Source organism: Lysobacter niastensis (assembly GCF_015453285.1).
Lineage (GTDB): Bacteria > Pseudomonadota > Gammaproteobacteria > Xanthomonadales > Xanthomonadaceae > Lysobacter_J > Lysobacter_J niastensis.
The window spans coordinates 439,923-462,788 of record NZ_JADLZT010000003.1 but is presented as its reverse complement, the minus strand read 5'-3'; the positions used below and the strand labels follow the sequence as shown (position 1 = coordinate 462,788).

Genomic DNA, 22,866 nt, shown 5'->3' with positions numbered 1-22,866 from the left:
ATGCGGCATGCCCGCCGCGTGTCCGGGAGTCGATGCCATGACGTCCATGAAGTTCCGCCGCCGGGCCCTGACCGCTTTCTGCGTCGCAGGCATGCTGACCGCCGGCGTTGCAATGGCGCAAACAGCGCCCCCCGTTGCGCAGACCGATGCCCCTCCCGCCGATGCGGCACAGGTCGAAGCGGCACAGGCGCCGGCGAATGCCGCCGATCAGACGGCCGCCCAGGGGCAGGCCACCGGGCAGGCCGGCGTCGCGCAGACCGACGGGGCCAAGAAGGAGCCGTTCCATCGTCGCTGCCTGCAGTACACCGGCTCGCGCATCAAGGCCTACGACTCGACGACGGGCAAGCGCCCGTGCATCGCGGGTCCGGGCAGTTCCTACAGCAAGGACGACATCGACAGCACTGGCCAGGTCGACCTGGGTCGCGCGCTGAAGCAGATCGATCCTGCGATCAAGAGCAACTGACCGCACCACAGCGTAGTGGCGCAGGGCAAAGCATGAGCGCGATCGGCACGGTGGCATGGCGCACCTTGATGGGTGCGTGTGCGGCGGGGCTGGCATTGCTGCCGGCCTTCGCGCAGCAGCCGCAGATCGACGTCAACGCGCAACCGGTGATCATCGAGCCGTTGCCGCCGCCGGGTTCGCCGGTGCGTAGCCAAGGTTCGGCGAAGAAGCGGTCCGACGCGGCCGAGGTCGGGCGCGATCTCGATGCGGCCAGCCGGCGTGTGCAGTCGGACAACCTGCGCAACGAGATCAGGCGCGGAGACGATGCGATGGAGCGCGACCGCGTAAGCACCGACCGGCAGCGTGCAGCCAGTGCCGATCCGCAGGAATCCGCGCGGCTGCGCCGGGAATACGACCAGCGTCTCGCCGAACACGAGCGTTGGCGCACCGACAAGGAGCGCCAGCGCCAGGACCTGGAGTCGATGGGTCCGAAGGAAGCGAAAGACGTCAAGGAAGAAAAGGACACTTACACGCCGGTCCCCTGATGCAGTTCATTCCTGCGACAACAGCCCACGCAGCAGGCGCTGTAGAGATGCTTCGTAATAGGCGCGGAATTCGGTCTCGTCGAAGTTGAAGCGTCCCGCGCGGAACAGCACGATCAGTCCGTGCGTGTGCGCCCACAGCGTCATGGTCACGTCCCACACATCGTCCTGGCGCAGCACGCCGGCACGCATCGCGTCGTCCACCGCGTCCGCCACGACGTTGAGCGTGGGTGATCGACGCGCGCGGAAGTCCTCGGGGAAGCGCCGCGCATCTTCACGCGCCATCGAAAAGGCCTGGTCGAACAAATGGGGATGGGCGAGGGCATAGTCGAGGTAGATGCGTTGTACGGCGACCAGCCTCTCGAGCACGTCGCCGCCACGGCCCCTCGCGTCCCAGTGCCGGACGATCGCATCGAAGCTGTCGTCGCCGATGCGCTTGAGCAGCGCATCGCGATTGGGGAAGTGGCGGTAGATCGCCATCGGGCTGAGTCCGACGGCCGCGGCGACGCGGCGCATGCTGACGCCGGTGGCGCCCTCGCGTTCGAACAGCGTGCGGGCGGCACGCAGGATGCGGTCGGCGGTGGTGGCGGCGCGTGGCATGTGTACAGCGTAAACAAAGACGGCATTCACGCAAGAAAATCCGCAACCGAAGGCCCGTGCCACCCCGGAAGCGGATTCCGCGGGGACGGCGCGGCGCGATAATTCCCGGGCCATGTGTCCCCATGCCGATGCGCCCGCGCGTCGCGCCCTGCCGGAGCTCTCCCGATGTCCACCCGCAAAGATCCGTCCCGCGTCATCCGCGCCCCGCGCGGTCCCGAGAAGTCCTGCAAGTCGTGGCTCAGCGAAGCCGCGTACCGGATGATCCAGAACAACCTGGACGCCGAAGTCGCCGAGAGCCCGACCGACCTCGTGGTCTACGGCGGCATCGGCCGCGCCGCGCGCGACTGGGAAAGCTATGACGCGATCCTCAAGTCGCTGCGCGAACTGGAGGACAATGAGACGCTGCTGGTGCAGTCGGGCAAGCCGGTCGGCGTCTTCCCGACGCACCCGGACGCGCCGCGCGTGCTGCTGGCCAACTCCAACCTGGTGCCGCACTGGGCGACGTGGGAGCACTTCAACGAGCTCGATCGCAAGGGCCTGATGATGTACGGCCAGATGACCGCGGGCAGCTGGATCTACATCGGCAGCCAGGGCATCGTGCAGGGCACCTACGAGACCTTCGTCGAAATGGGCCGCCAGCACTACGGCGGCGACCTGAAGGGCAAGTGGATCCTCACCGCGGGCCTCGGTGGCATGGGCGGCGCGCAGCCGCTGGCGGCGTCGCTGGCCGGCGCGTGCAGCCTCAACATCGAATGCCAGCAGTCGCGCATCGACATGCGCCTGCGCACCCGCTACGTCGACGAACAGGCCAGGGATCTCGACGACGCGCTGGCCCGCATCGAGAAATACACCGAAGCCGGCGAAGCCAAGTCGATCGCGCTGCTCGGCAATGCCGCAGAGATCCTGCCCGAGCTGGTTCGCCGCGGCGTGCGTCCGGATGCGGTGACCGACCAGACCAGCGCACACGATCCGGTGCACGGCTACCTGCCGATCGGCTGGACGGTCGAGCAGTGGCAGCGCATGCAGAGCGAGGATCCCGGCCGCGTGCGCGATGCCGCCAAGAAGTCGATGCGCGTGCATGTCGAGGCGATGCTCGCGTTCGAGGACATGGGCATTCCGGTGTTCGACTACGGCAACAACATCCGCCAGATGGCCAAGGACGAAGGCTGCGTCAACGCGTTCGACTTCCCGGGCTTCGTGCCGGCCTACGTGCGCCCGCTGTTCTGCCGCGGCGTCGGCCCGTTCCGCTGGGTCGCGCTCAGCGGCGATCCGGAGGACATCTACAAGACCGACGCCAAGGTGAAGGAGCTCATCCCCGATGACGAGCACCTGCACCGCTGGCTCGACATGGCCAAGGAGCGCATCAGCTTCCAGGGCCTGCCGGCGCGCATCTGCTGGGTTGGCCTGGGCCTGCGCCATAAGCTCGGCCTGGCGTTCAACGAGATGGTGCGCAACGGCGAACTGAAGGCGCCTGTGGTGATTGGCCGCGACCACCTCGACAGCGGCTCGGTGGCCTCGCCCAACCGCGAGACCGAGGCGATGAAGGACGGTTCGGACGCCGTGTCCGACTGGCCGCTGCTCAACGCCATGCTCAACGTTGCCGGTGGCGCGACCTGGGTCTCGCTGCACCACGGCGGTGGCGTTGGCATGGGCTACTCGCAGCACTCCGGCGTCGTCATCGTCTGCGACGGCAGCGAGGAAGCCGACAAGCGCATCGCCCGCGTGCTGTGGAACGACCCGGGCACCGGCGTCATGCGCCATGCCGACGCAGGTTACGACATCGCCAAGCAGTGCGCGAAAGAACAGGGCTTGAAGCTGCCCATGCTCTGACGGCACATTGCGTCCTTGGGGAAGGACACGCCGCTGCGTTCGCGCAGCGGCAAGCGACCAGGGGAGATGGCGAAGGACAGCAGCGTGCGGCAGCCGGATGGAACGCAGGCCCGGCAGCGGGTAGTGACAAGGTGGTGGCTGTGCGCGGCGCTCGGGCTGGCGCTGGCGCCGTTGACCGCGTCATCGGTGCCATCGCCGGAACCGGCGAGCCTGGATCGTGCGATCGAACTGCTCGACGGCTATGCCGGCGAAAGCGCCATGCTGGAACAGGCGAAGCGCGAGCTCGACGCGGTGCTCAAGGCCAATCCGGATTCGGCGAAGGCGTACCGCGAGTACGCGCGCTACTTCATCCTGAGTGGCGACAGTGCAAACGGGCTCGGTCCGATGCAACTGGCGGAGAAATCCATCGACCAGGCCATCCAGCTGTCGCCGGATTTCGCCGAGGCTTATGTGCTTCGCGGCCACCTCTACACGCTGATGGGCCGGCTGTCAGATGCCGAAGCGGCGTTGTCCAAGGCCGATGCGCTGGGCACGGCCGATCCGTGGCTGCCGCTCAACTGGGGCGACCTGCGCATGGAACAGGGGCGTTACGAGGAAGCGCGCGCGTACTGCAGCAAGGTCGTTGCGCAACCGCCCGCCAGGCTCAAGGCGCGGCTGGCGGCCGACGATTGCATGATCGACTACCACCGCGCTACGGGTCATAGCGAGCTCATCGAGCCCGTGTACCAGCGCGAGCTTTCCTATGCGCCGAAGTACGCCTGGGTGCATGGCAACTACGCAGCGCACCTGCTATGCACCAAGGACGACTTCATGGCAGCGGAGGCGCGAAGCCGCGAAGCGCTGGCGCTGATGGAATACGGCGCGGCACGCACGATCCTCACTGGTGCGCTCTATCGGAAATGGGCCGCCAGCCTGGACCGCAAGGCAATGGACGAGGCGAAGCAGGCCTTCGACGAAGCGTGGTCGATTTCGCAGACGCATCCGGTGGCCGTCATGTCCACGGCCTGCAAGGGCGGGCCCAGCGTGCTGGCGGTGATGCGTGCGTCGTACGAGACCGGAAGGATGCCCACGCAGACGCCGGCTGACGCCATCCGCCGCGCTGCCGAGAAGGCACCCAACGGCGCGATCGGCATGTTCGAGATCCAAGTGGTGGCGTCGGGCCGCGATGCCACGAACATCTACCTGAACTCCGAAGCCGACTACCGCGATCCGCGCAATCTCACCGTCCGCTTCGGACCTGCCGCGACCAAGGCGTTCACGAAACAGTTCGGCCAGGCTCCGGACGTCGCCCTGAAGGGCAAGCGCATCGCCGTTGCCGGATACGCGCGACAGCAACGCATCGATTTCACCGTCGGCGGCAAGCCGACCGGCAAGTACTACTACCAGACGCATCTTGAAGTCACCGACCCGAAGCAGATCTACTTGGTGCAGGAGGCCGCGGAATCGATGGCGTATCGGGAGTCCGTGATGCCTGCCGCAGTCGGCGGCTGATCATCGGCGTCACGATGGCAATCCACTTCCTTGGGGGGAGCGAATAAGAAAGGAATTCCTGATCGTGGCGGGCGTCGCCTGCCTGACGGCCGCGCAGATGTCGATGCCATCGAATGCGCAGCAAGCAAGCGCCGATGCGGCCCAGGAATGCCCTGCGCGATGGCTTCAGCCGCCTAAGTACCCCATGGCAATGGCAAAGGCGGGCAAAGGCGGACACGGGGTCGTCAGCGTTGCGTTCGATGCCTGTGGGCGTGTCGTGGACGCCAGGATGGCAAAGACCACCGGTCGGTCTGCACTGGACGAGGCATCGCTCGCCGCGGCCAAGACGTGGACGCTCGGGAAGCCGGAGCCGGACTGGAAGCTGGTCGAAGGGCGCTTCGAGGCGCCGGTCGACTTCCTGCCGCCGACGGAGGTCAAGATGCATACGCCGAAACAGCTGGGCTGGCCCGACTCGCACCGTCGACCGCGCTACCGGTTGGAGCCGTCCGAGCAGTCGTTCGCCGAGTCCCAGTCGCTGATATCCAAGGGGTTCCTGGCGGGGCGCATCGGCGCACCGGTGTACAAGGAGGGTGTGTTCGTCGCGACGGGGAGCGCCGCCGAACCGGAGTTCTGGTACCAGAGCGGCGGCCTGGCGGCACGTTACCGGCCTGTCATGGAGAATGGCGAGCCGGTGGTCAAGGTCATGGTGGTATGCGCGGCTCCTAATATCTGCTCACAACTGCAGCCCGAGTTGCTCAAAGGGCTGCCGTTCGCCAAGGCGAAAAACTGAGCCGTAGTCCGACCGGGGGATGATCGGAGCGTGTAGCCGCCCGTTCAGGGCGGCTGCTAGGCTTGGCCCATCTTCCAAGCCGGGAGCACCACCATGGGCGGTATGGTCATGACCACCGAGATCCGGATGCTGGCCTGGGTGATCGCCCTGGGCATCGTGCAACTTCTGCTGGCGGCGACGCTGTCGACGCAGCAGCGCGGCCTGACGTGGAATGTGAGTGCGCGCGACAGAGTGCCGACACCACTCACCGGCGTTGCCGCGCGCATGGACCGCGCCTTCGGCAATCTGATGGAGACGTTCCCGTTCTTCGCCGCGGCGGTGCTCGCGGTGGTGCTGACCGGCCGCAACGACGGCACCAGCGCGCTGGGAGCACAGTTGTTCTTCTGGGGACGACTGATCTACGTGCCGCTGTACGCGTTCGGCATTCCGTACCTGCGCACCGCGGTCTGGACGGTGTCGCTGATCGGCCTGCTGATGGTGCTGCTCGCGCTGTTCTGACGTACACGTCCGGCAGGCGCTGTCGTGAATCCGAAATGGATCGGGCGCACCATCGTCATACGTGCCCGAACGGGCAGCCGAAACAGGGAGCAGGCATGATCGGAAAAGCGGCCGCTGGCCTCGCCTTGGCGCTGCTGTCGATGGCCGCGCTCGCGCAGGAGCCTTATGTCGACATCGAGCAGCGCCTGACGGCCGAGCAACTGCGCGAAGTCGGCCTCACGCCCGATCAGCTGCAACGCCTCAACCGTATGCTGCGCGAGGCCGAGGGAGCGCGCGGCAAGGTCGAGCCTGCTCGCGATGAGAACGAAACCGTCGCCGCATCGTCCGGAGGCTTGAGTTCCGCGCCCATCCGCAGCCGGCTGAAGGGCCCGGTAAGCGGATGGGAGCCCGGGACCGTGTTCGAGCTGGAGAACGGCCAGCAATGGAAGGTGCTCAAGGGCAACATGCAGCTGCGCCAGCCACTGGAGTCGCCCGAGGTCGTGGTCGTACCGGGCGTCGCGGGCCGCTGGTTCCTGCAGGTGGACGAAGACATGCCGAAGGCGCGCGTCTACCGCATCGATTGAGTTCCCGACAGCGCGACGCGCCGCGCCGCGACCGCAGGGGCAATGCATGCCGTCATGCGATCCCGACGTGATCGGCCATAAGGTGCTGCTTTCGCCATTGACCGGGGTCTTCCCATGAAACACGCCCGTTACACGCATCGCGGCCCGGTCCCGCAGGACGTCATCGAAGCCGTCGAGTTCACCCTGCCGCCGCCCGCGGAAGGGCAGGTGCTGGTCGAGGTGACGGCCGCACCGATCAATCCTTCCGACGTCCTCACGCTGACCGGTCAGTACGGTTCACTGCCACCGCTGCCCGCGGTCGGTGGCAACGAAGGCGTCGGACGCGTCGCCGAACTGGGGCCTGGCGTCGCCGGCCTGAAGCCCGGCCAATGCGTGCTGTTGCCGGTGGGCAGCGGCACTTGGACGACGCACATGCTGGCCGATGCAAAAGCGCTGGTGCCGTTGCCCGACGGCGCCGACCACTTGCAACTGAGCATGCTGACGGTCAATCCGCCGACGGCGCGATTGCTGTTGAGCGACTTCGCGGACCTGCAGCCGGGCGACTGGGTCGTGCAGAACGCTGCCAACTCCGCCGTCGGCGGCTACGTCGTGCAGCTGGCGAAAGCGCGCGGACTGCGCACCGTCAATGTCGTGCGCCGCGACGATGCGCGAGCGGCCGTGGCGGAGGCGGGCGGCGATGTGGTGCTGGTCGATGGCGACGACCTGGTGGCACGCGTGCGCGAAGCCACCGGCGGCGCCACCATCGCGCTGGCCATCGACGCCGTGGGAGGGATGGCCACCGAACGCCTGGCGCAGTCGCTGGCGCCCGGCGGCACCGTGGTCAATTACGGCGCGATGGGCGGCGAAGCCTGTCTGGTTTCCCCGGCCTCGCTGATCTTCCGCGACATCCGTCTACGCGGTTTCTGGCTGTCGCGCTGGTACAAGAGTGCCGACCCGAAGATGCGCGCCGACTTGTTCCGTGAGCTGTCCGGCATGATCGCTTCCGGCCGGCTTCGTGCGCAGATCCAGGCCACCTATGGAATCGACGCCATCCGGGAGGCCGTTGCGGAAGCGGCGTCCGGCAAGCGATCGGGCAAGATCGTAATTACGCCAAACGCATGACGTCGCTTCGCCACCTGCAAAGAACGACGGGGCGGAGTGACCCGCCCCGCGTGCGACATCGTTGGCGAGGATTACGTCAGGGAGCCCAGCCGGTCTTGCCGCCGGTGGCGGTTTCGTAATTGCCGCCGATGTACTGGTTGGCCAGGTTGGCCACGCGCTCGAGCATCGCGTAATCGGCGCCGCCTCCGGTCCAGGCTGCCGCCATGCCACGGGCATGCTGGTAGAACTCGGGCTGCGCCAGTACCTGGCCACTGGCCTTGTCGACGATGCGCAGCGTCAGCAGTACCTGCGAGCTGCCAGCGAACGCGCCGCCCCAGATGCGGCCCGCGCCGGTGACGAAGCGGATCTTCTCGATCTTCGGTTCGATGCGCAGCGTCCGCACCGGATCATGCTTCGCCGTCTGCAAGTTGCGGTCGTTCGCCCATACGCCCAAGCCGCTCAGGAGATGCCCCTGCAGGATGCCCTTGGCACGCTGGTTGGCTTCGTGGCTCGCGTATTCGGGCGACACTTCCAGCGGTGCCAGTTCGAACCGGTCGAAAGCGTTGAACGTCTCACTCGGTGCCTGGTTGGTTTCGCTCGAGGCGCGGATCTCATCCTTCGCCATCGCAATGGGTGAAGCCAGCAGCAACAACAGGCCGGCCGTGGCCAGCATGGAACGGATCGACATGAACTCCCCCTGGTTGATTGAACCCGCGTCCCGATGCGGGCGCCGGTGAACATAGCAACGGAACTCACTGCGAGTAAACGCGGCGCATGCCACAACGACATGCACGCCGATGCCAATCGCGATCGGTTGAAGTAGCGCGGCATCAAAGAGAACGGTGGGCGGAATGCGAACCCCGCCAGGCTTAACACTCCGTTCTTGGGCTGGCGATGTGGACGCAGCACGTCAGCCAGCGCTGCCGCCTGCGGCACAGCCTTCACGCGGCCACCGCACCCGCGCTGCCAGCCTGCGCGAGCCCCGGAGCGCGGGGCGGAAGCCAGGTCCGGAAGGAGTCGTCCCATGGCGACGAGGGCGCAGATCGCACGGTGTTCGTGGGCTGCCTTGAACCTGGCGGCGTTGCTGGTCCTGACCGCATGCGGGGGCGGCGGAGGCAATGGCGGCAACGGGATGCCGACGCCGACACCGGCGAACCGTCCACCGACCTTCACCTCCACGGCGAACGTGTCGGTCCCGGAAGAAACCGCGGGCGTGTTCCATACCGTCACCGGTAGCGATCCGGATGGCGACATGCTGACCTTCTCGATAGGCCAGGGTTCGGACGGGACGGTGTTCCGGCTGACCTCCGCCGGCGCGCTGTCGTTCGCCAGTCCGCCGGATTTCGAGGTGCCGATCGATTCCAACCGCGACAACGTCTACATCGTGCCGGTGACAGTCAGTGACGGCCGTGCCACCGCGACGCAGAACCTTTCGGTCACCGTGACCGACCGCCCGAATGCCGCTTTCCGCGTAAGGCGCGTCGCCGCCGGCCTCAACCAGCCGGTGTTCCTGACGGCAGTGCCAGACAACACGGGCCGGGTGTTCGTGGTCGAACTGACAGGCCGCATCCTGATCATGAACCCCGCGACCGGAGCGGTCGCGCCGACACCGTTCCTCGACGTCACCGGACAGATATCCACCGATGGCGAGCGTGGACTGCTTGGTTTCGCGCCGGCACCGGACTTCACCAGCAGCGGACGGTTCTACGTGTACCTGACCGTGCCCGATGGAACGATCGAGCTGCGCCGCTACCAGACCCTCGCCGGCAGCCGCGATCGCGCCGATCCCGCGACAGCGGATGCGATCCTGCGCATCCCGCATCCTCGCAGCAACCACAACGGCGGCTGGATCGCCTTCAATTTCGGCGACGGCATGCTGTACATCGGAGTGGGCGACGGCGGCGGCGCAGGCGATCCGGACAACAACGGCCAGAACCGCAACACCTTGCTGGGCAAGATCCTGCGGATCGATCCTTCAGCCGATGCATTTCCCGCCGACCCCGATCGCGATTACCGCATTCCCGTGACCAACCCCTTCGCCGGAGGAGGCGGAGCGCCCGAAGTCTGGGCGTACGGCCTGCGCAATCCGTTCCGAGCCGGCTTCGATGCCCAGACCTCCGCATTGTGGATCGGCGATGTCGGCCAGAACGCGGTCGAGGAGATCGACGTCATTCCCTCCGAGTTCGCCGGGCTCAATTTCGGCTGGCCGATCCTGGAGGGCACGGTTCCGTTCCGCGGCGGGTCGACCGCCGGCCTGGAACCGCCGGTGGCGCAGTACCGGCACGGGTCTGGCCCGACGCAAGGCAACACGGTGATCGGCGGCTATGTCTATCGCGGGCCGGTGGAGGCGCTGCGCGGGCACTACATCTTCGCCGACTTCGTGACGCCCAACATCTGGTCGTTCCCGATCACGCGTGTCTCGCTCGGAACCACGCTCGAAGCCACCGATTTCATTCAGCGCAACGCGGACTTCGCACCGGGCGCGGGGGCGTACAACAACATCGTGTCCTTCGGCCAGGACCAGTCGCTGAACCTCTACATCGTCGACCTGGACGGAGAGATCTTCGTCATCGAACCGACACCGGTCGGGACTGCCACGGCAGCCGCCTCCGCAGCGACGCGGGTGCAAAGCGCCGCAACGCCGCGCGCCGGCCGCACCCAGCGCGGCGGCCGCCGCGAGGATTGGCGCCGCTAATCAGGTGACGCGCGGACGACGTCCGCACATCGAAGCCGCGGCCGGGTAAGCACCCGGCCACCGTTGGACAGGCAGGAGATGCCGCCCGGCCCCCGGAGGCGGCCGAGTCGCGCCGCTCGCTGCGTCTCAACCCATGCGACCGCCGCGCCGAAAACTGAAGCCATGCATTACACCCCCGACCAGCTGCACACCGAACTCGCCCGCTTCAATGCTTCCCTTCGCCAGGTGTCGCGCCGGGCCGGACGCGGCCTGGACTACGACTTCGAGCGCCGGCTCGAGGCGCACCGGCGCACGCTGAGCGACATGCTCGGCCCCGACGGCACGCCCGTGGTCATGGACGCGATCGCGGCGGCCAGAAGCGCATTGAACGCCACCGAACCCTTCCACGACCTGCAGGCGATGGCGCGCGCGCAGGACACGCTGGGCAGGCTGGTGCGGCGCTGGGCGATGCGCCTGGCCGGGTAGGGAAGGACCTTCGGCACTGCCGGGCGCCGCGGCGCCTACTCACGATACGCCGCCGCTACCGCGTGGCCGCGCGCCGTCACGGCCATTCCGACAACTCCCATTGGCCCGGAGGCCGTGTGCGACTCCTGTCCGTCCTGCTCGTCTGTCTTGTCCTCGCCATGCCTCGCTCATCCTGGGCCGCGGAGGACGAACTGCTGGCCACCGATGCCAGCTGGAACACGTTGAGGCTGAGCGCGGACGTCGCAGGGCTTGATCGCCTGCTGGCCGACGACTGGCTGCTGACGCATTCCGACGGCAAGGTGCAGGCCAGGGCCGAGTACCTGGAAGAGCTGTCCACGCGCAGCCGCCGCAACCAGGCCATCGGCAACGAGGACGTGCGCCTGCGCCGCTACGGCGACACGGCGGTGGTCACCGGCACCAGCGTGCAATCGGCCGTCAGCAACGGCCAGCCGTGGCAGGGGCGGTTCCGGTTCACGCGCGTGTGGGTCCAGCGCGACGGCCACTGGGTCATGGTGGCGTCGCACTCCTCGCGCATCCCTGAATGATCCGGCAGGGGCCTGCGAACGGCCACCGGCCTATGGTCGATCAGAGGTCGACCATCAACTTGAATCCGCCCCAGAACATGCGCTTGCCGTCGAACGGCAGCGACTTCGGATCGGCCATCGATGCCAGGCGCGGATCGGCCATCGCCTTCTTGTTGACCCTGTCGCGCTGCGCGCGCGACTTGTAGACGATCCAGGCGAAGATCACCGTCTCGTCCGGCTTCAGCTTCACCGCCTGCGGAAAGGACGTCGACTTGCCCGGCTGGACATCGTCGGCGACGCATTCGCGGTATTCCAGCGCACCGTGCTCGCGCCAGACCTGGCCAGCCTTGCGGGCCATCCGGCGGTAAGCGGCCAGGTTCTTCTTCGGAACCGGCAGAACATATCCATCGACATAACTCATGTGACTCTCCGTGACGGTTGGGCCTGACGTTTCAGGCGGAGCAGGGCGTTGATGCCACCGGGCGATGTGCGAATCGCAACGCAACCGGAGTGAAGGCACGGTGCTTGAAGCATCCGGCTGCATGACTGCGACGATCGGGGGTGCCTCCGATCGACATCATTCCGGTTGCGTCCGAGTTAGGGCCGCGCTGCCGTTGACAGCAACAGGGCGGCTTCGCGCATGGCGATGACCGACGCCGGGATTACGGGCCAGCCAGTGGGCAGGCGTGGTCAGGTTCCAGATGCGGAACGTCATGTTCATGCGATGTTGGCCTCGCGCGGCGCGAGGCCGCCTACACTGGCTGTCGGGCGCATGGCCCCGAACTCCCGTCTGTGTGGTGCTGAACATGGTGATGCGTTGGATCCTCGTGGCGGTGTGCATCGCGGGCCTTTCGGCCTGCGGCAGGAAAGTGGAAACGCAGACCGCGAACAGCGTCACCACCACGACCATGGAGCCCAGCGGCGCGGTCAGCGCGCGGCCAGTGGAGGAAGTAAAGCCCACGCCCGCGGACGTGCTGGATGGCACCAACTGGCCGGTGGCGGATGTCACCTCCGGTGATGCCTGGATCAGCTGCGAGCACGACATCGAGAAGGGCGATGGCACGCCGCTGCGCTCGCTGGAGTTCTTCAACGTCGTCGATGCGCTGACGCCGTGCCGTGAACAGGGCACGATCCGCCTGCGCTACCGCGGCAAGGTCGCGTCCGACTTCACCTCGCTGGTCGAGCGCGTCTCCGCGATGGCCGACCGGATGGAGATCAAGCGCCGCATTCTCGACATCGATTCCTCCGGCGGCCGTGTCGAAGACGCGATCCGTGCCGGCGACGCCATCGCCAATTCAGGCTGGACGATCTGGGTGCGCGAGGATGCGGTGTGCCACAGCGCATGCGTGCTGATCCTGGCATCCGGCGACGACCGGCTGATCTCCGGCAAGGTCGGCATCCATCGCATGGTGCGGATCGGCTCCAAGGCCAGCACCCGCGCCGAACTGAGCAGCGAGCTGCGCGACGTGCATGATTCGATGAAGGATTACCTGGAGCGCAACGGCGCTTCGGTGGCCGTCGCCGATCTGATGATGATCGTGCCGAACCGCCAGCTGCGCATCCTCACCGTCGACGAATTGCACGAGTTCGGCCTGGACGGTCCCAACGCCGCGCAGGACGACCTCGAGCGCATCCGCCTCGCCCGCAAGTGCGGCGAAGACTTCCCGGCCCGCATGGACGCCTTCGCCTCCGCATTCGACAGCGAGTGCAAGGTCGAGGACCGCGCGCTGGAGGAGGTCAAGGAGTGCGGCCTGTCCCTGCAGACGCGATTCGGCTTCCCGGACGCCAAGTGCGTCGCCGAAGGGCCAATGGCTGACTATCAGTAGCCAGGCAGTGTAGACAGGCGACCGCCGTTGTCGGTGCGGCGGGCCAGCAGGCACGGAGGCGACCGATAGTGCCGTTCCGTGCCTGGCGGGACGCCCTTCTGGCATGCCATTTGCCAGGGCTTGGCCTGCGCGGCGGGGCAAGAACGTTTCGATAAACGTGCGGCGGACACCGGGCCGTTGGATCGCTGCGCCATGCGTTCCACGAGCCGATGTGCCCCGGGAACGGGAGCGGACGGGTTCGATGAGCTGGGTGAGCATCGCGTGGCCCATGCTGGCGTCGGCCAGCCTGACGCTGGGGCTGATCCACATGCTGTTCTGGCTGCGCCAGAGCAGGGGCTGGGAGCACCTGGCGTTCGCGCTCGCGGCGATCTCCGTCGCGCTACTGACCATCGTGGAGATGCAGGCCCTGCACGCCAGGTCGCCGGACGAGCTCGCCAGGCTGATCCGCTGGATGCATGTACCGATCGCCGGCCTGGTCGTCTCGCTGATCTGGTTCGTCCGCCGCTACCTGCACCTGGGCAACGTGAAGCTGGCGATCTGCGCCATCAGCCTGCGCATGCTGGCCCTGCTGCTGAACTTCACCACCGGCGAAAACCTCAACTTCGACGACGTGCAGGCCGTCGGCCACGTCGTGTGGTGGGGCGGTGAAACGATCACGTACCCCATCGGCACTTCGAATCCCTGGGTGATCCTGGCGCAGTTGAGCAACGTGTTGCTGGTGGTCTTCCTGGTCGATGCCCTGCTACAGGCGCGGCGACTGTACGACGGCCACCTGCGCAGGAGCGCTTACCTCGTCTGCGGCGGCTGGCTGCTCTTCATCGCGATCATGGTGGCCTCGGCGTTTCTGATGACGATGAACGCTGCCCGGCTTCCCCTCCTCGGCAGTCCGAGTTTCGTCTTCGTGATCGCGGCGATGAGCTATGAGCTCGGCACCAATCTGATCCGGTCGAACCAGCTGGCACAGCGCCTGTCGACGGCCGAGACGCGTGTCGCGGAGAGCCAGAGGAACCTGGACCTGGCGGCCGGTGCCGCGGGTTTCGGGCTGTGGGAGTGGGATGTCATTGGTGACCGGCTCCTGGCTTCGCGACAGGCTCGTCGCCTGCTGGGACTCGGCGACCAGCCGGTTCTGCGTCGTCAGGACCTGCTGGAGCGCGTTGACCCGCTGGATCGGGACGCGGTGGCCGGCATGCTGGGCCATGCGCTTGAAACCGGTTATGGCGAACGTGAGTGTCGTGTGGACGTGTCCGGAAACTCCATGCGCTGGATGCAGTTGCGCGGAAAGGTCGAGTTCGACCCGGAGGATCAACCCGTGCGCATGCGCGGCGTCGCCCAGGACATCACCGAACGGCACAGCGCCGAAGAGCGTTTCGCACTGCTGGTGGAGGCGTCTCCCAACGCGATCGTGCTGGCGGAGGAGTCAGGGGCGATCGCGCTGGTGAATGCCCGCGCCGAATCCATGTTCGGCTACGTGCGCGGCGAACTGGTCGGCCGCAGCGTGGAGGAGCTGATGCCGCACGAGCACCGCGCACAGCATCCCGACCATCGCCGCGCCTTCCACTCGCATCCGGAAGCGCGCTCGATGGGCTCCGGGCGCGACCTGCGGGGGCTGCGATCCGATGGCAGCTCCTTTCCGATCGAGGTGGGCCTCAGCCCGATCCGCACCCGTGCCGGCCTGTTCGTACTGGCCACCATCACCGACCTCAGCGAGCGCAAGCGCATGGAGCGCGAGGCCGCGCAGCAGCGCGACGAACTGGCGCACCTGTCCAGGGTGACCATGCTGGGCGAGTTGTCCGGCTCGCTGGCGCACGAGCTGAACCAGCCGCTGGCCGCGATCATCAGCAACGCGCAGGCGGCGCAACGCTTCCTCCAGCGCGATCCCGTTGATCTGGCGGAGATCCGCGAGATCCTGGCCGACATCATCGACAACGACCGCCGTGCCGGCGAGGTCATCCGGCGGCTGCGCTCCCTGTTGCGCAAGGAAGAGGCCGAGTTCAAGGAAACGGATATCAACGAGGCCGTCAGCGACGTGTTGCGGCTGATGCGCAGCGACCTGCTGAACCGGGGCGTCGACGTCAGGTTGTCGCTGACGCAGGACCTGCCGAAGGTGGTGGGTGACCGCATCCAGCTGCAGCAGGTGATCCTCAACCTGATCATGAATGCCTGCGATGCGATGGCGGGCTCCAACGGCGAACGCGAGCTGTCATTCCGCACCGGAGTGCACGAAGGCTGTGTGCGCACCAGCGTCCGGGACCGCGGTCCCGGGATTCCGGACGAGTTGATCGGCAGGATGTTCGATCCCTTTGTCACTACCAAGAAAGAGGGCATGGGTCTCGGCCTGGCCGTCTGCAAGACCATCGTCGAGGCGCACGGCGGCCGCATCTGGGCCGCCAATGACGAACGCGGCGCCACGGTGGGCTTCGACATTCCGCTTGGAGGACGGGCATGAACGAAGAGCCCGTCGTCTATATCGTCGATGACGACCCCGAGGTCCTGAAGGCGCTCGGGCGGCTGTTCGCGTCGTGCGGCATCCAGGCCAGGACCAGCCTGTCGCCTGAGGACTTCCTGCGTGCCTACGACGCCGAAGCGCCGGGATGTCTCGTGCTCGACATCGCCATGCCGGACATGAACGGGCTGGAGTTTCAACGTTGCCTCGCCGAAAAAGGTGCGCCCATTCCGGTGGTGTTCCTGACCGGAAGCGGCGACATCCCCAGCAGCGTCAGGGCAATGAAGGATGGTGCGGTGGACTTCCTGACCAAGCCCGTGGACGCCGCCGCATTGATGGCAGCGGTGGAGAAGGGGCTGGATCTGGACCGGGTTCATCGCGAACGGGCCGGTGAACGTGAAGGTCTCGACAACCTCGTGGCCCAGTTGACCGCGCGTGAGAAGGAAGTGATGACGCATCTGCTGGCAGGCCGCATGAACAAGCAGATCGCCGGCGATCTCGGCGTGGCCGAGAAGACGGTCAAGGTCCATCGCTCACGGGTCATGCACAAGTTGCACGTGCGCTCGGTGGCCGAGCTGGTTCGTCTGGCGGAGCGAGCCGGCCTTTTGCACGACACCCGCTGAGGACAGCGCCTGCATAGGCCCTAGGGCCAATTGTGGCGCACTGCCCCCGGACCTAGCGTGCTGCGATGCCACAACAGCCGCCAGTGATAGCCGTGGTCGACGATGAGGCTGATGTGAGACGGGCCCTGCAACGGCTTCTGCGAGCGGCAGGATTCCAGGTGCAGGTATATGCGTCGGGAAGCGAGTTCATGAAGCATGCCTCGGCAAGCGAACAGGATTGCCTGGTGCTGGACCTGCACATGCCGGACATGACCGGCTTCGACGTGCAGGACGCGCTGTTCGCGAGCCGGATCGACATTCCCGTCGTCGTGCTGACCGGGCACGACACGCCGGGCTCGCGTGTACGCGCACTGGAGAACGGCGCCCGCTCTTACCTGTGCAAGCCCGTCGACGAAGACGTCCTGATCAGCGCGATTGCATCCGCCATTGGCGGTGCGGGAGCGAACGCCAACCAGTAGACCCAAGGCCACCATCGCCACGCCACGAGCGCATCGCCCATCACCGCTGGTGATGAGCGGGCGCGCCGTTGGCGATTCCGGAAACACCAGGAGCACGTCATGAATCGTCCCAAAGAAGAGCAGAACCGGTTGTCCACCGTCCTGGCCGCCTCCTCGGCCCGGAACGATCACTGGCGTCAGTTGCACGCGGCCGCGGCCTCCTGGGCGTTGGCGGACAGCGACGAGAAGGGACGGGCGCGGCGGACTGAATGCGCGCGGCTGATGGCCGACGTGCTCAGGATCGAACATTGCTGGGCGTATCCGGGACGCCGCCTGCTGGGCGCGATGACCGATGCGTTGGAGCACCAGGAACCCGCCACCTTCACGCGGCTCGTCCAGCGCGTCTCCGGTGCGTTGCTGTCGGGCGATTTCCGTCGCGACGAGCAGATCTGGGAGGCCGCCGCCGAAGTCGAAGGCCGCGCGCTCGACGTCCTTCCGCCCGATCTCGGCGGGCCGATGGCCCGCAGGCCGTACTTTGAAGTGCTCGTGGTGACACCGTCCGCGCCTGCGGAGTGGACACGGTCTCGCGACGAAATCGTGCGCATGCGACGCGTCGATGACGCGTTCCAGTACGAGGTGGTGCACGTCGGCAGTTTCGAGGATGCCGCACTGGCGGCGATGGTCAACGGCGACCTGCAGGCCGTGGTGCTGATCGACGGCTTCGGCTATGCCTCGCCGCATGCGCTGCCCGACCTCAAGGAGTTCCTGTCGCGGTTCTTCACACCCGAGGAAGACTCGGTCAAGCCGGGGGCACTGTCGACGCGGCTGGCCGATGCACTCCACAAGCTGCGTCCGGAACTGGACCTCTACATGCTCACCGACCGCAGTCCCGAACTGCTGGCGGGCAGCGACGAGGCCGCACCGCTCCGACGCGTGTTCCACCACATCGAGGAGCCGATGGAGCTGCACCTGGCGATCCTCGACGGCATCAAGGACCGCTACGAAACGCCTTACTTCGACAACCTGAAGAAGTATGCGCAGCGGCCGATCGGCACCTTCCATGCGCTGCCGATCGCACGCGGCAAGTCGGTGTTCCCGTCCAACTGGATCCGCGACATGGGACAGTTCTACGGCACCAACATCCTGTTCGCCGAGTCCTCCGCCACCACCGGCGGCCTCGACTCCCTGCTGGAGCCGACCGGCACCATCAAGCGTGCGCAGGAGGCGGTCGCGCGGGCATTCGGCGCCAAGCGGGCGTATCTCGGCACCAACGGCACTTCGACGTCCAACAAGATCGTCGTGCAGGCGGTGTGCAAGCCCGGCGACATCGTCATCGTCGACCGCAACTGCCACAAATCGCACCACTACGGTTTCGTGCTGAGCGGCGCGCAGCCGTATTACGTCGAAGCGTTCCCGTTGACCGAGTACTCGATGTACGGCGCGGTGCCGCTGCGCACGATCAAGCAGGCGCTGCTGAACTGCATGGCCGAAGGCACGCTGGATCGGGTCAAGGTCATCGACATGACCAACTGCACCTTCGACGGCCACATGTACAACCCGCGCCGGGTGATGGAAGAGTGCCTGGCGATCAAGCCCGACCTGATCTTCCTGTGGGACGAGGCCTGGTTCGGATTCGCCCGCTTCAGTCCGCTGCACCGGCGCCGCACCGCGATGGGCGCCGCCGATGCGCTCAGCCGGCGCTATCGCAGCGCTGCGTATCGCAAGGAATACGAGGCCTGGGCGGCCGCGCAGAAGCCGATCGACCCGAAGGATCCCGGCGCGGTGGATGCGAAGCGCCTGCCCGATCCCGACAAGGTCCGCATCCGCGTCTACCAGACCAACTCGACGCACAAGTCGATGTCGGCGTTCCGTCAGGGCTCGATGATGCTGGTGTGGGACGACGACTTCCATCACGTCGAAGGCCCGTTCGAGGAAGCGTTCTTCGCGCATACCTCGACCTCGCCCAACCTGCAGCTGATCGCCTCGCTCGACCTCGCGCGCCGGCAGATGGAACTGGAGGGCTACTCGCTGACGATGCGCATGACCGACCTGGCGGTGCGGCTGCGCCACGCCATCAACGGCCATCCACTGATCTCGAAGTATTTCCGCGTGGCGTCCCCAGAGGAAATGATCCCGGCCGAGTTCCGCAGCTCAGGCATCAAGGACTATGGCGAACCGCACGCGAGCTGGGTGGAGATCGTCCGCTCCTGGGACGAGGACGAGTTCGCGCTCGATCCGACCCGGCTGACGCTGATCTGCGGAGCGGCCGGATTCGACGGCACCCAGTTCAAGGGGCTGCTGGCCGAACGCTTCGACATCCAGATCAACAAGACCTCGCGCAACAGCGTGCTGGTCCAGACCAACATCAACAACACCCACAGCGACGCCGCGCTGCTGATCAAGGCGCTGGCCGACCTGTCGCGCGAGATCGAGGAGCGGCTGGCGCAGGACGGCCCGCGTGCCCGCGATGCCTTGGCCGCGCGCGCCAAGTCGCTGATGACCGACGTTCCGGACCTGCCGAACTTCAGCTGTTTCCACGAAGCGTTCCGCGAGAACAGCAAGGCCGCCAGCAATGAAGGCCACATGCGGCCGGCGTTCTTCATGGCTTACGACGAATCGAACTGCGAGTTCGTCAGGCTGGCGAGCGAGGAGATCGACAAGCGGCTCAAGGATGGGCCGGAGATGGTGTCGGCCAACTTCGTCATCCCGTATCCGCCCGGCTTCCCGATCATGGTGCCGGGGCAGGTGATCACCGAAGACACGATCACGTTCATGCGCAAGCTCGACGTGAAGGAAATCCACGGCTACCACGCCGCGCAGGGACTGAAGCTGATCAAGCCTTCGGTCCTGGCCGGTCGCAAGGCCACGTCGGATCAGTAATCCCGCACCCCGCTGCCGGAGACAGCCGCCATGCAAGCCTTTTTCCAGTTCCTTGCAGACAATCCGTACATCCTCCTGTTCTTCACCGTCGGTATGGCGGTGCTGGTAGGCAAGTTCTCGGTCAAGGGCTACGGCCTGGGCATGGTGGCGGCCGCGGTGGTGGTCGGCGCAGCCCTTGCTACGTGGGCGTCGACCTACGGGGTGAAGCTGCAGCTCGACAACTTCGCCAAGTCACTCTTCTATTACCTCTTCATGTACGGCGTCGGGTTGCGCGTGGGCCCGGCGTTCTTCAACAGCCTGAAGAAGGACGGCATCACCTTCACGATCCTCGCCGTGATCTGCGCGGTGCTGGGTCTGTTCCTGGTGGTGTTCATGTGCCGCATCCTTGCGCTTCCGCCCGGAGCGGCAGGTGGCGTGCTGGCGGGTTCGCAGACCATGTCGGCGGCGATCGGCACGGCGGAGATGGCGGTGGAGCAGGGCGCCTACAAACTGCCGGCCGGCTCTACGGCTGAAGCGGTCTCGGGCATGATCGCGCTCGGTTACGGCGTGACCTACATCTGGGGCACGGTCGGCATCATCCTGGTGTGCAAGTACCTGCCGCGCTGGTGGGGCGTCGACGCGCGCAAGGCGGCGAAGGAATACGAAGCCGCGCACGGCGTGAAGAACGTCGACGACAGCGGCCTGACCGGCTATCGCGGCGGTGGCCTGCGTGCCTACCGGCTCGAAAATTCGGCGGTCTCGGGCCAGAGCATCGCGCAGTTCCGCAAGACGTATCCGCAGTACCGCATCGTCAATGTGCTGCGCGGCGACGAGCATCTCGGTGCCGGGTCCGACCTGGTCATGCAGAAGGGCGACGTCGTTGCACTCGGCGGCCGGCTCGAGGACCTGACCAGCAACCTGGGTCTGATCGGTGCCGAGGTGCCGGACGCGAAGGCCCTGAACATCCCGCTCGACCAGGCTGAGGTTCTCGTCACTGAGAAGGCCCTCGAAGGCAAGCCGCTGAAGGCGTTCGGTGGCGAAGACTTTGCCGGGCAGTTGCAGGTCACGCGCGTCGAACGTTCGGGCGAACCGATTCCGCTCGGCGCAGACATCGAGCTGAAGCGTTTCGATGTGCTGTACCTGACCGGGCTCAAGAGCGCAGTCAACAAGGTGGCGGCGCTGATGGGCAAAGTCGCCCGTCCGAGCACGTCCACCGACCTACTGACGCTGTCCGCCGGCATGGTGATCGGCCTGCTGATCGGCAAGATCAACGTGCCGGTCGGCAGCTTCTCCGTCGGCCTGGGCAACGCCGGTGGCCTGCTGCTGTCGGGCATCCTGGTGTCGTCGGTCGTGTCGCGCCTGCGCTTCTTCGGCAGCACGCCGAATGCGGCGCGCAACATCCTCGAAGACCTGGGCCTGGTCACCTTCATCGCGATCGTCGGCATCAACGCCGGCGCGACGCTGCTGGAGCAGCTCACCGGTGCGATCGCTGTGAAGATCTTCCTCGCCGGCTTCGTCGCCAGCACGATCCCGCCGTTCATTACCTGGGCGATCGGCTACCACGTCTTCAAGATCAATCCGGCGGTGCTGATGGGCGGCGTCGCCGGATCACGGTCGCACTCGGGTCCTGCACGTGAAGCCGCCAAGGAGATCGACAGCAGCGTGCCGTGGGTGGGATTCCCGGTGGGCTACGCCGTGTCCGGCGTGCTTTACACCGTATTCGGTTACTTCGCGATGGTGTTGTCGCAGTAACCGGGGCTGAGAACGCGGAGGTTCCATGAGTACTTTCACGAAACCACTTGGCCGGCCCTGCTGGCAACGCCTTCACCCGCTGTCGGCAGCGGCTGCCCTGGTCCTGGGCATGTGGGCATCCAATGCCATGGCGCAGCAATCGGTGCCGCCCGGCGACGAGTCGACGGAGGAGGAACCGACATCGACTGAGCAGGGCCAGACACCGCTGGACGAAAGCTTCGGCCTGAAGACACATCAGGAATGGGTGCGGGAAACGCGGCGCAAGGCACTGGAAGACACCAAGTGGGACGTGCAGGTCCGCAGCTACTATCTGGACCGCGAGAAGTACGACGACACCGACAGCACCGCCTGGGCGCTGGGCGGTTCGGTGGGCTTCAAGACCGGCTACTTCCGTGAGCGGTTCGCGTTCGGCGCGACCGGCTATGGCTCGGCGCCGCTGTATGCGCCGGACGACAAGGACGGCACGCTGCTGCTCAAGCCGGGACAGGAAGCCTACGCCGTGCTGGGCGAGCTCTACGGCGAGTTCCTGGTCACCGAGGACATACGGCTCAGCCTCGGGCGGCGCGCGATCGACACGCCGTACATCAACCGCAACGACAGCCGCATGACGCCGAACACCTTCCAGGCCGCCACCGTGCAGGGCTTGCACGGTGGCGATGAAGGCCGGCCGGAATGGCGCTGGGGCGGCGGCTACTTCGATGAAATCAAGGAACGTAATTCGGATGATTTCGTATCGATGTCGCGCGATGCCGGCGCCACGGTCGAACGCGGCGTGTATGCCCTCGGTGGCAACTACAAGATGGGTGATTTCTCGTTCGGTGCCGTCGACTACTACAGCAACGACATCATCAACATCTTCTACACCGAGGCGAAGTACGGGGTTCCGCTGGGCGAGAAGACCAAGCTCAATTTCGCGCTGCAGTATTCCGACCAGCAGGCGACCGGCGACAACCTGCTACGCGGCGACGATTTCGAGGCGCGGCAGTGGGGCGCCAAGGCCGAACTGGGCTGGAGAGGTGCGTTGCTGACCGCCGGCTACACTGCCGCCAGCGGCGACACCAACATGCAGAACCCGTGGAGCGGCTATCCGGGCTACACCAGCGTGCAGGTCGAGGATTTCAACCGCGATGGCGAGGATGCATGGCTGCTGCGCGCGGCCTACAACTTCCAGACCGTCAAGGGCATGAGCATCTACGGTCTCTACGTCGACGGCTCGACGCCGGAAGCGCCGGGGCAGTTCGCCAAGGACGAGTACGACTTCAACTGGCAGTGGACGATCGGCGAGGGGGTGCTGAAGGGTTTGATGCTTCGCTTGCGTTACGCGCACGTGGAGCAGTCTGATCCTGCCGACACCGATCTGGATGACCTGCGCATCATGGTCTACTACGATCCGCCGTCGTTGTGATCGCGAAGGCGCGCGCAGGACT

General features: G+C 66.3%; 21 protein-coding genes. 18 read left to right on the top strand and 3 right to left on the bottom strand.

Annotation, left to right across the window (positions count from 1 at the left end; all coding sequences use genetic code 11):
• The first annotated feature begins 37 nt into the window (after positions 1-37).
• Both IU514_RS07375 and IU514_RS07370 read left to right on the top strand, forming a co-directional pair.
• Positions 38-463 carry a hypothetical protein gene (locus tag IU514_RS07375; protein WP_194930429.1) on the top strand — a complete coding sequence of 142 codons (426 nt, stop codon included), beginning with the start codon at positions 38-40 and terminating at the stop codon, positions 461-463.
• Positions 464-495: 32 nt separating this feature from the next.
• Entirely contained in the window at positions 496-987 is a 492-nt protein-coding gene (locus tag IU514_RS07370) for a hypothetical protein (protein ID WP_194930428.1), read from the top strand.
• 6 nt (positions 988-993) lie between these two features.
• Here the strand turns inward: IU514_RS07370 and IU514_RS07365 are convergent, their stop codons facing one another.
• Positions 994-1,584, bottom strand: coding sequence for a TetR/AcrR family transcriptional regulator (locus IU514_RS07365; protein WP_194930427.1), 591 nt, complete (start codon positions 1,582-1,584; stop codon positions 994-996).
• Between the two features lie 165 nt (positions 1,585-1,749).
• Between IU514_RS07365 and hutU the strand changes: the two genes are divergently transcribed.
• The 6 genes from hutU (at position 1,750) to IU514_RS07335 (ending at position 7,836) form a co-directional block, all read left to right on the top strand.
• A complete protein-coding gene (hutU, locus tag IU514_RS07360) occupies positions 1,750-3,414 on the top strand; it encodes a urocanate hydratase (RefSeq protein WP_194930426.1) in 1,665 nt (554 codons plus the stop codon).
• 66 nt (positions 3,415-3,480) lie between these two features.
• Entirely contained in the window at positions 3,481-4,905 is a 1,425-nt protein-coding gene (locus tag IU514_RS07355) for a tetratricopeptide repeat protein (protein WP_194930425.1), read from the top strand.
• A gap of 64 nt (positions 4,906-4,969) precedes the next feature.
• The gene (locus IU514_RS07350) at positions 4,970-5,674 is read left to right on the top strand and encodes an energy transducer TonB (protein WP_194930424.1); all 705 of its coding nucleotides are present in this window, start codon (positions 4,970-4,972) and stop codon (positions 5,672-5,674) included.
• A gap of 102 nt (positions 5,675-5,776) precedes the next feature.
• A complete protein-coding gene (locus IU514_RS07345; RefSeq protein WP_194930494.1) occupies positions 5,777-6,172 on the top strand; it encodes an MAPEG family protein in 396 nt (131 codons plus the stop codon).
• Positions 6,173-6,267: 95 nt separating this feature from the next.
• Positions 6,268-6,735 carry a hypothetical protein gene (locus tag IU514_RS07340; protein ID WP_194930423.1) on the top strand — a complete coding sequence of 156 codons (468 nt, stop codon included), beginning with the start codon at positions 6,268-6,270 and terminating at the stop codon, positions 6,733-6,735.
• Positions 6,736-6,849: 114 nt separating this feature from the next.
• On the top strand, positions 6,850-7,836 hold the full coding sequence (locus IU514_RS07335; protein WP_194930422.1) for a zinc-dependent alcohol dehydrogenase family protein: 987 nt from the start codon (positions 6,850-6,852) through the stop codon (positions 7,834-7,836).
• Between the two features lie 76 nt (positions 7,837-7,912).
• Here the strand turns inward: IU514_RS07335 and IU514_RS07330 are convergent, their stop codons facing one another.
• Positions 7,913-8,503, bottom strand: a complete 591-nt coding sequence (locus IU514_RS07330; protein ID WP_194930421.1) for a hypothetical protein — start codon at positions 8,501-8,503, stop codon at positions 7,913-7,915.
• A gap of 336 nt (positions 8,504-8,839) precedes the next feature.
• Between IU514_RS07330 and IU514_RS07325 the strand changes: the two genes are divergently transcribed.
• The 3 genes from IU514_RS07325 (at position 8,840) to IU514_RS07315 (ending at position 11,520) form a co-directional block, all read left to right on the top strand.
• Positions 8,840-10,510 (top strand): PQQ-dependent sugar dehydrogenase, encoded by a 1,671-nt coding sequence (locus IU514_RS07325; protein WP_194930420.1) that lies wholly within the window; start codon positions 8,840-8,842, stop codon positions 10,508-10,510.
• 162 nt (positions 10,511-10,672) lie between these two features.
• A complete protein-coding gene (locus IU514_RS07320; protein ID WP_194930419.1) occupies positions 10,673-10,975 on the top strand; it encodes a hypothetical protein in 303 nt (100 codons plus the stop codon).
• A gap of 158 nt (positions 10,976-11,133) precedes the next feature.
• A complete protein-coding gene (locus IU514_RS07315; protein ID WP_194930418.1) occupies positions 11,134-11,520 on the top strand; it encodes a nuclear transport factor 2 family protein in 387 nt (128 codons plus the stop codon).
• 40 nt (positions 11,521-11,560) lie between these two features.
• Here the strand turns inward: IU514_RS07315 and IU514_RS07310 are convergent, their stop codons facing one another.
• Positions 11,561-11,920 (bottom strand): DUF1428 domain-containing protein, encoded by a 360-nt coding sequence (locus IU514_RS07310; protein ID WP_194930417.1) that lies wholly within the window; start codon positions 11,918-11,920, stop codon positions 11,561-11,563.
• A gap of 391 nt (positions 11,921-12,311) precedes the next feature.
• On the opposite strand from IU514_RS07310, the gene IU514_RS07305 reads away from it, so the two are divergent.
• The 7 genes from IU514_RS07305 (at position 12,312) to IU514_RS07275 (ending at position 22,844) form a co-directional block, all read left to right on the top strand.
• Complete coding sequence (locus IU514_RS07305) at positions 12,312-13,325, top strand: COG3904 family protein (RefSeq protein ID WP_194930416.1); 1,014 nt, start codon at positions 12,312-12,314, stop codon at positions 13,323-13,325.
• A gap of 241 nt (positions 13,326-13,566) precedes the next feature.
• Positions 13,567-15,771: a PAS domain-containing sensor histidine kinase gene (locus tag IU514_RS07300; protein WP_194930415.1), complete on the top strand. Its 2,205-nt coding sequence runs from the start codon at positions 13,567-13,569 to the stop codon at positions 15,769-15,771.
• Positions 15,768-16,391 carry a response regulator transcription factor gene (locus tag IU514_RS07295; protein ID WP_194930414.1) on the top strand — a complete coding sequence of 208 codons (624 nt, stop codon included), beginning with the start codon at positions 15,768-15,770 and terminating at the stop codon, positions 16,389-16,391. Before IU514_RS07300 ends, IU514_RS07295 begins: the two co-directional genes overlap by 4 nt.
• Positions 16,392-16,456: 65 nt before the next feature.
• Positions 16,457-16,849, top strand: a complete 393-nt coding sequence (locus tag IU514_RS07290; protein WP_228760538.1) for a response regulator transcription factor — start codon at positions 16,457-16,459, stop codon at positions 16,847-16,849.
• Positions 16,850-16,948: 99 nt separating this feature from the next.
• Positions 16,949-19,708, top strand: a complete 2,760-nt coding sequence (locus tag IU514_RS07285; RefSeq protein WP_194930412.1) for an aminotransferase class I/II-fold pyridoxal phosphate-dependent enzyme — start codon at positions 16,949-16,951, stop codon at positions 19,706-19,708.
• A 30-nt stretch (positions 19,709-19,738) separates the two neighbouring features.
• Complete coding sequence (locus IU514_RS07280) at positions 19,739-21,439, top strand: aspartate:alanine exchanger family transporter (RefSeq protein ID WP_194930411.1); 1,701 nt, start codon at positions 19,739-19,741, stop codon at positions 21,437-21,439.
• A 25-nt stretch (positions 21,440-21,464) separates the two neighbouring features.
• Positions 21,465-22,844: an OprD family outer membrane porin gene (locus IU514_RS07275; protein WP_194930410.1), complete on the top strand. Its 1,380-nt coding sequence runs from the start codon at positions 21,465-21,467 to the stop codon at positions 22,842-22,844.
• The last annotated feature ends 22 nt before the right edge of the window (positions 22,845-22,866 follow it).

What these genes read in the sequence shown, in the direction of transcription:
- IU514_RS07375 (WP_194930429.1), top strand. Translation starts at nt 38, where the DNA reads ATGACGTCCATGAAGTTCCGCCGCCGGGCCCTGACCGCTTTCTGCGTC.
- IU514_RS07370 (WP_194930428.1), top strand. Translation starts at nt 496, where the DNA reads ATGAGCGCGATCGGCACGGTGGCATGGCGCACCTTGATGGGTGCGTGT.
- IU514_RS07365 (WP_194930427.1), bottom strand. Translation starts at nt 1,584, where the DNA reads ATGCCACGCGCCGCCACCACCGCCGACCGCATCCTGCGTGCCGCCCGC.
- hutU (WP_194930426.1), top strand. Translation starts at nt 1,750, where the DNA reads ATGTCCACCCGCAAAGATCCGTCCCGCGTCATCCGCGCCCCGCGCGGT.
- IU514_RS07355 (WP_194930425.1), top strand. Translation starts at nt 3,481, where the DNA reads ATGGCGAAGGACAGCAGCGTGCGGCAGCCGGATGGAACGCAGGCCCGG.
- IU514_RS07345 (WP_194930494.1), top strand. Translation starts at nt 5,777, where the DNA reads ATGGTCATGACCACCGAGATCCGGATGCTGGCCTGGGTGATCGCCCTG.
- IU514_RS07340 (WP_194930423.1), top strand. Translation starts at nt 6,268, where the DNA reads ATGATCGGAAAAGCGGCCGCTGGCCTCGCCTTGGCGCTGCTGTCGATG.
- IU514_RS07335 (WP_194930422.1), top strand. Translation starts at nt 6,850, where the DNA reads ATGAAACACGCCCGTTACACGCATCGCGGCCCGGTCCCGCAGGACGTC.
- IU514_RS07330 (WP_194930421.1), bottom strand. Translation starts at nt 8,503, where the DNA reads ATGTCGATCCGTTCCATGCTGGCCACGGCCGGCCTGTTGTTGCTGCTG.
- IU514_RS07325 (WP_194930420.1), top strand. Translation starts at nt 8,840, where the DNA reads ATGGCGACGAGGGCGCAGATCGCACGGTGTTCGTGGGCTGCCTTGAAC.
- IU514_RS07320 (WP_194930419.1), top strand. Translation starts at nt 10,673, where the DNA reads ATGCATTACACCCCCGACCAGCTGCACACCGAACTCGCCCGCTTCAAT.
- IU514_RS07315 (WP_194930418.1), top strand. Translation starts at nt 11,134, where the DNA reads ATGCCTCGCTCATCCTGGGCCGCGGAGGACGAACTGCTGGCCACCGAT.
- IU514_RS07310 (WP_194930417.1), bottom strand. Translation starts at nt 11,920, where the DNA reads ATGAGTTATGTCGATGGATATGTTCTGCCGGTTCCGAAGAAGAACCTG.
- IU514_RS07305 (WP_194930416.1), top strand. Translation starts at nt 12,312, where the DNA reads ATGCGTTGGATCCTCGTGGCGGTGTGCATCGCGGGCCTTTCGGCCTGC.
- IU514_RS07300 (WP_194930415.1), top strand. Translation starts at nt 13,567, where the DNA reads ATGAGCTGGGTGAGCATCGCGTGGCCCATGCTGGCGTCGGCCAGCCTG.
- IU514_RS07295 (WP_194930414.1), top strand. Translation starts at nt 15,768, where the DNA reads ATGAACGAAGAGCCCGTCGTCTATATCGTCGATGACGACCCCGAGGTC.
- IU514_RS07290 (WP_228760538.1), top strand. Translation starts at nt 16,457, where the DNA reads ATGCCACAACAGCCGCCAGTGATAGCCGTGGTCGACGATGAGGCTGAT.
- IU514_RS07285 (WP_194930412.1), top strand. Translation starts at nt 16,949, where the DNA reads ATGAATCGTCCCAAAGAAGAGCAGAACCGGTTGTCCACCGTCCTGGCC.
- IU514_RS07280 (WP_194930411.1), top strand. Translation starts at nt 19,739, where the DNA reads ATGCAAGCCTTTTTCCAGTTCCTTGCAGACAATCCGTACATCCTCCTG.
- IU514_RS07275 (WP_194930410.1), top strand. Translation starts at nt 21,465, where the DNA reads ATGAGTACTTTCACGAAACCACTTGGCCGGCCCTGCTGGCAACGCCTT.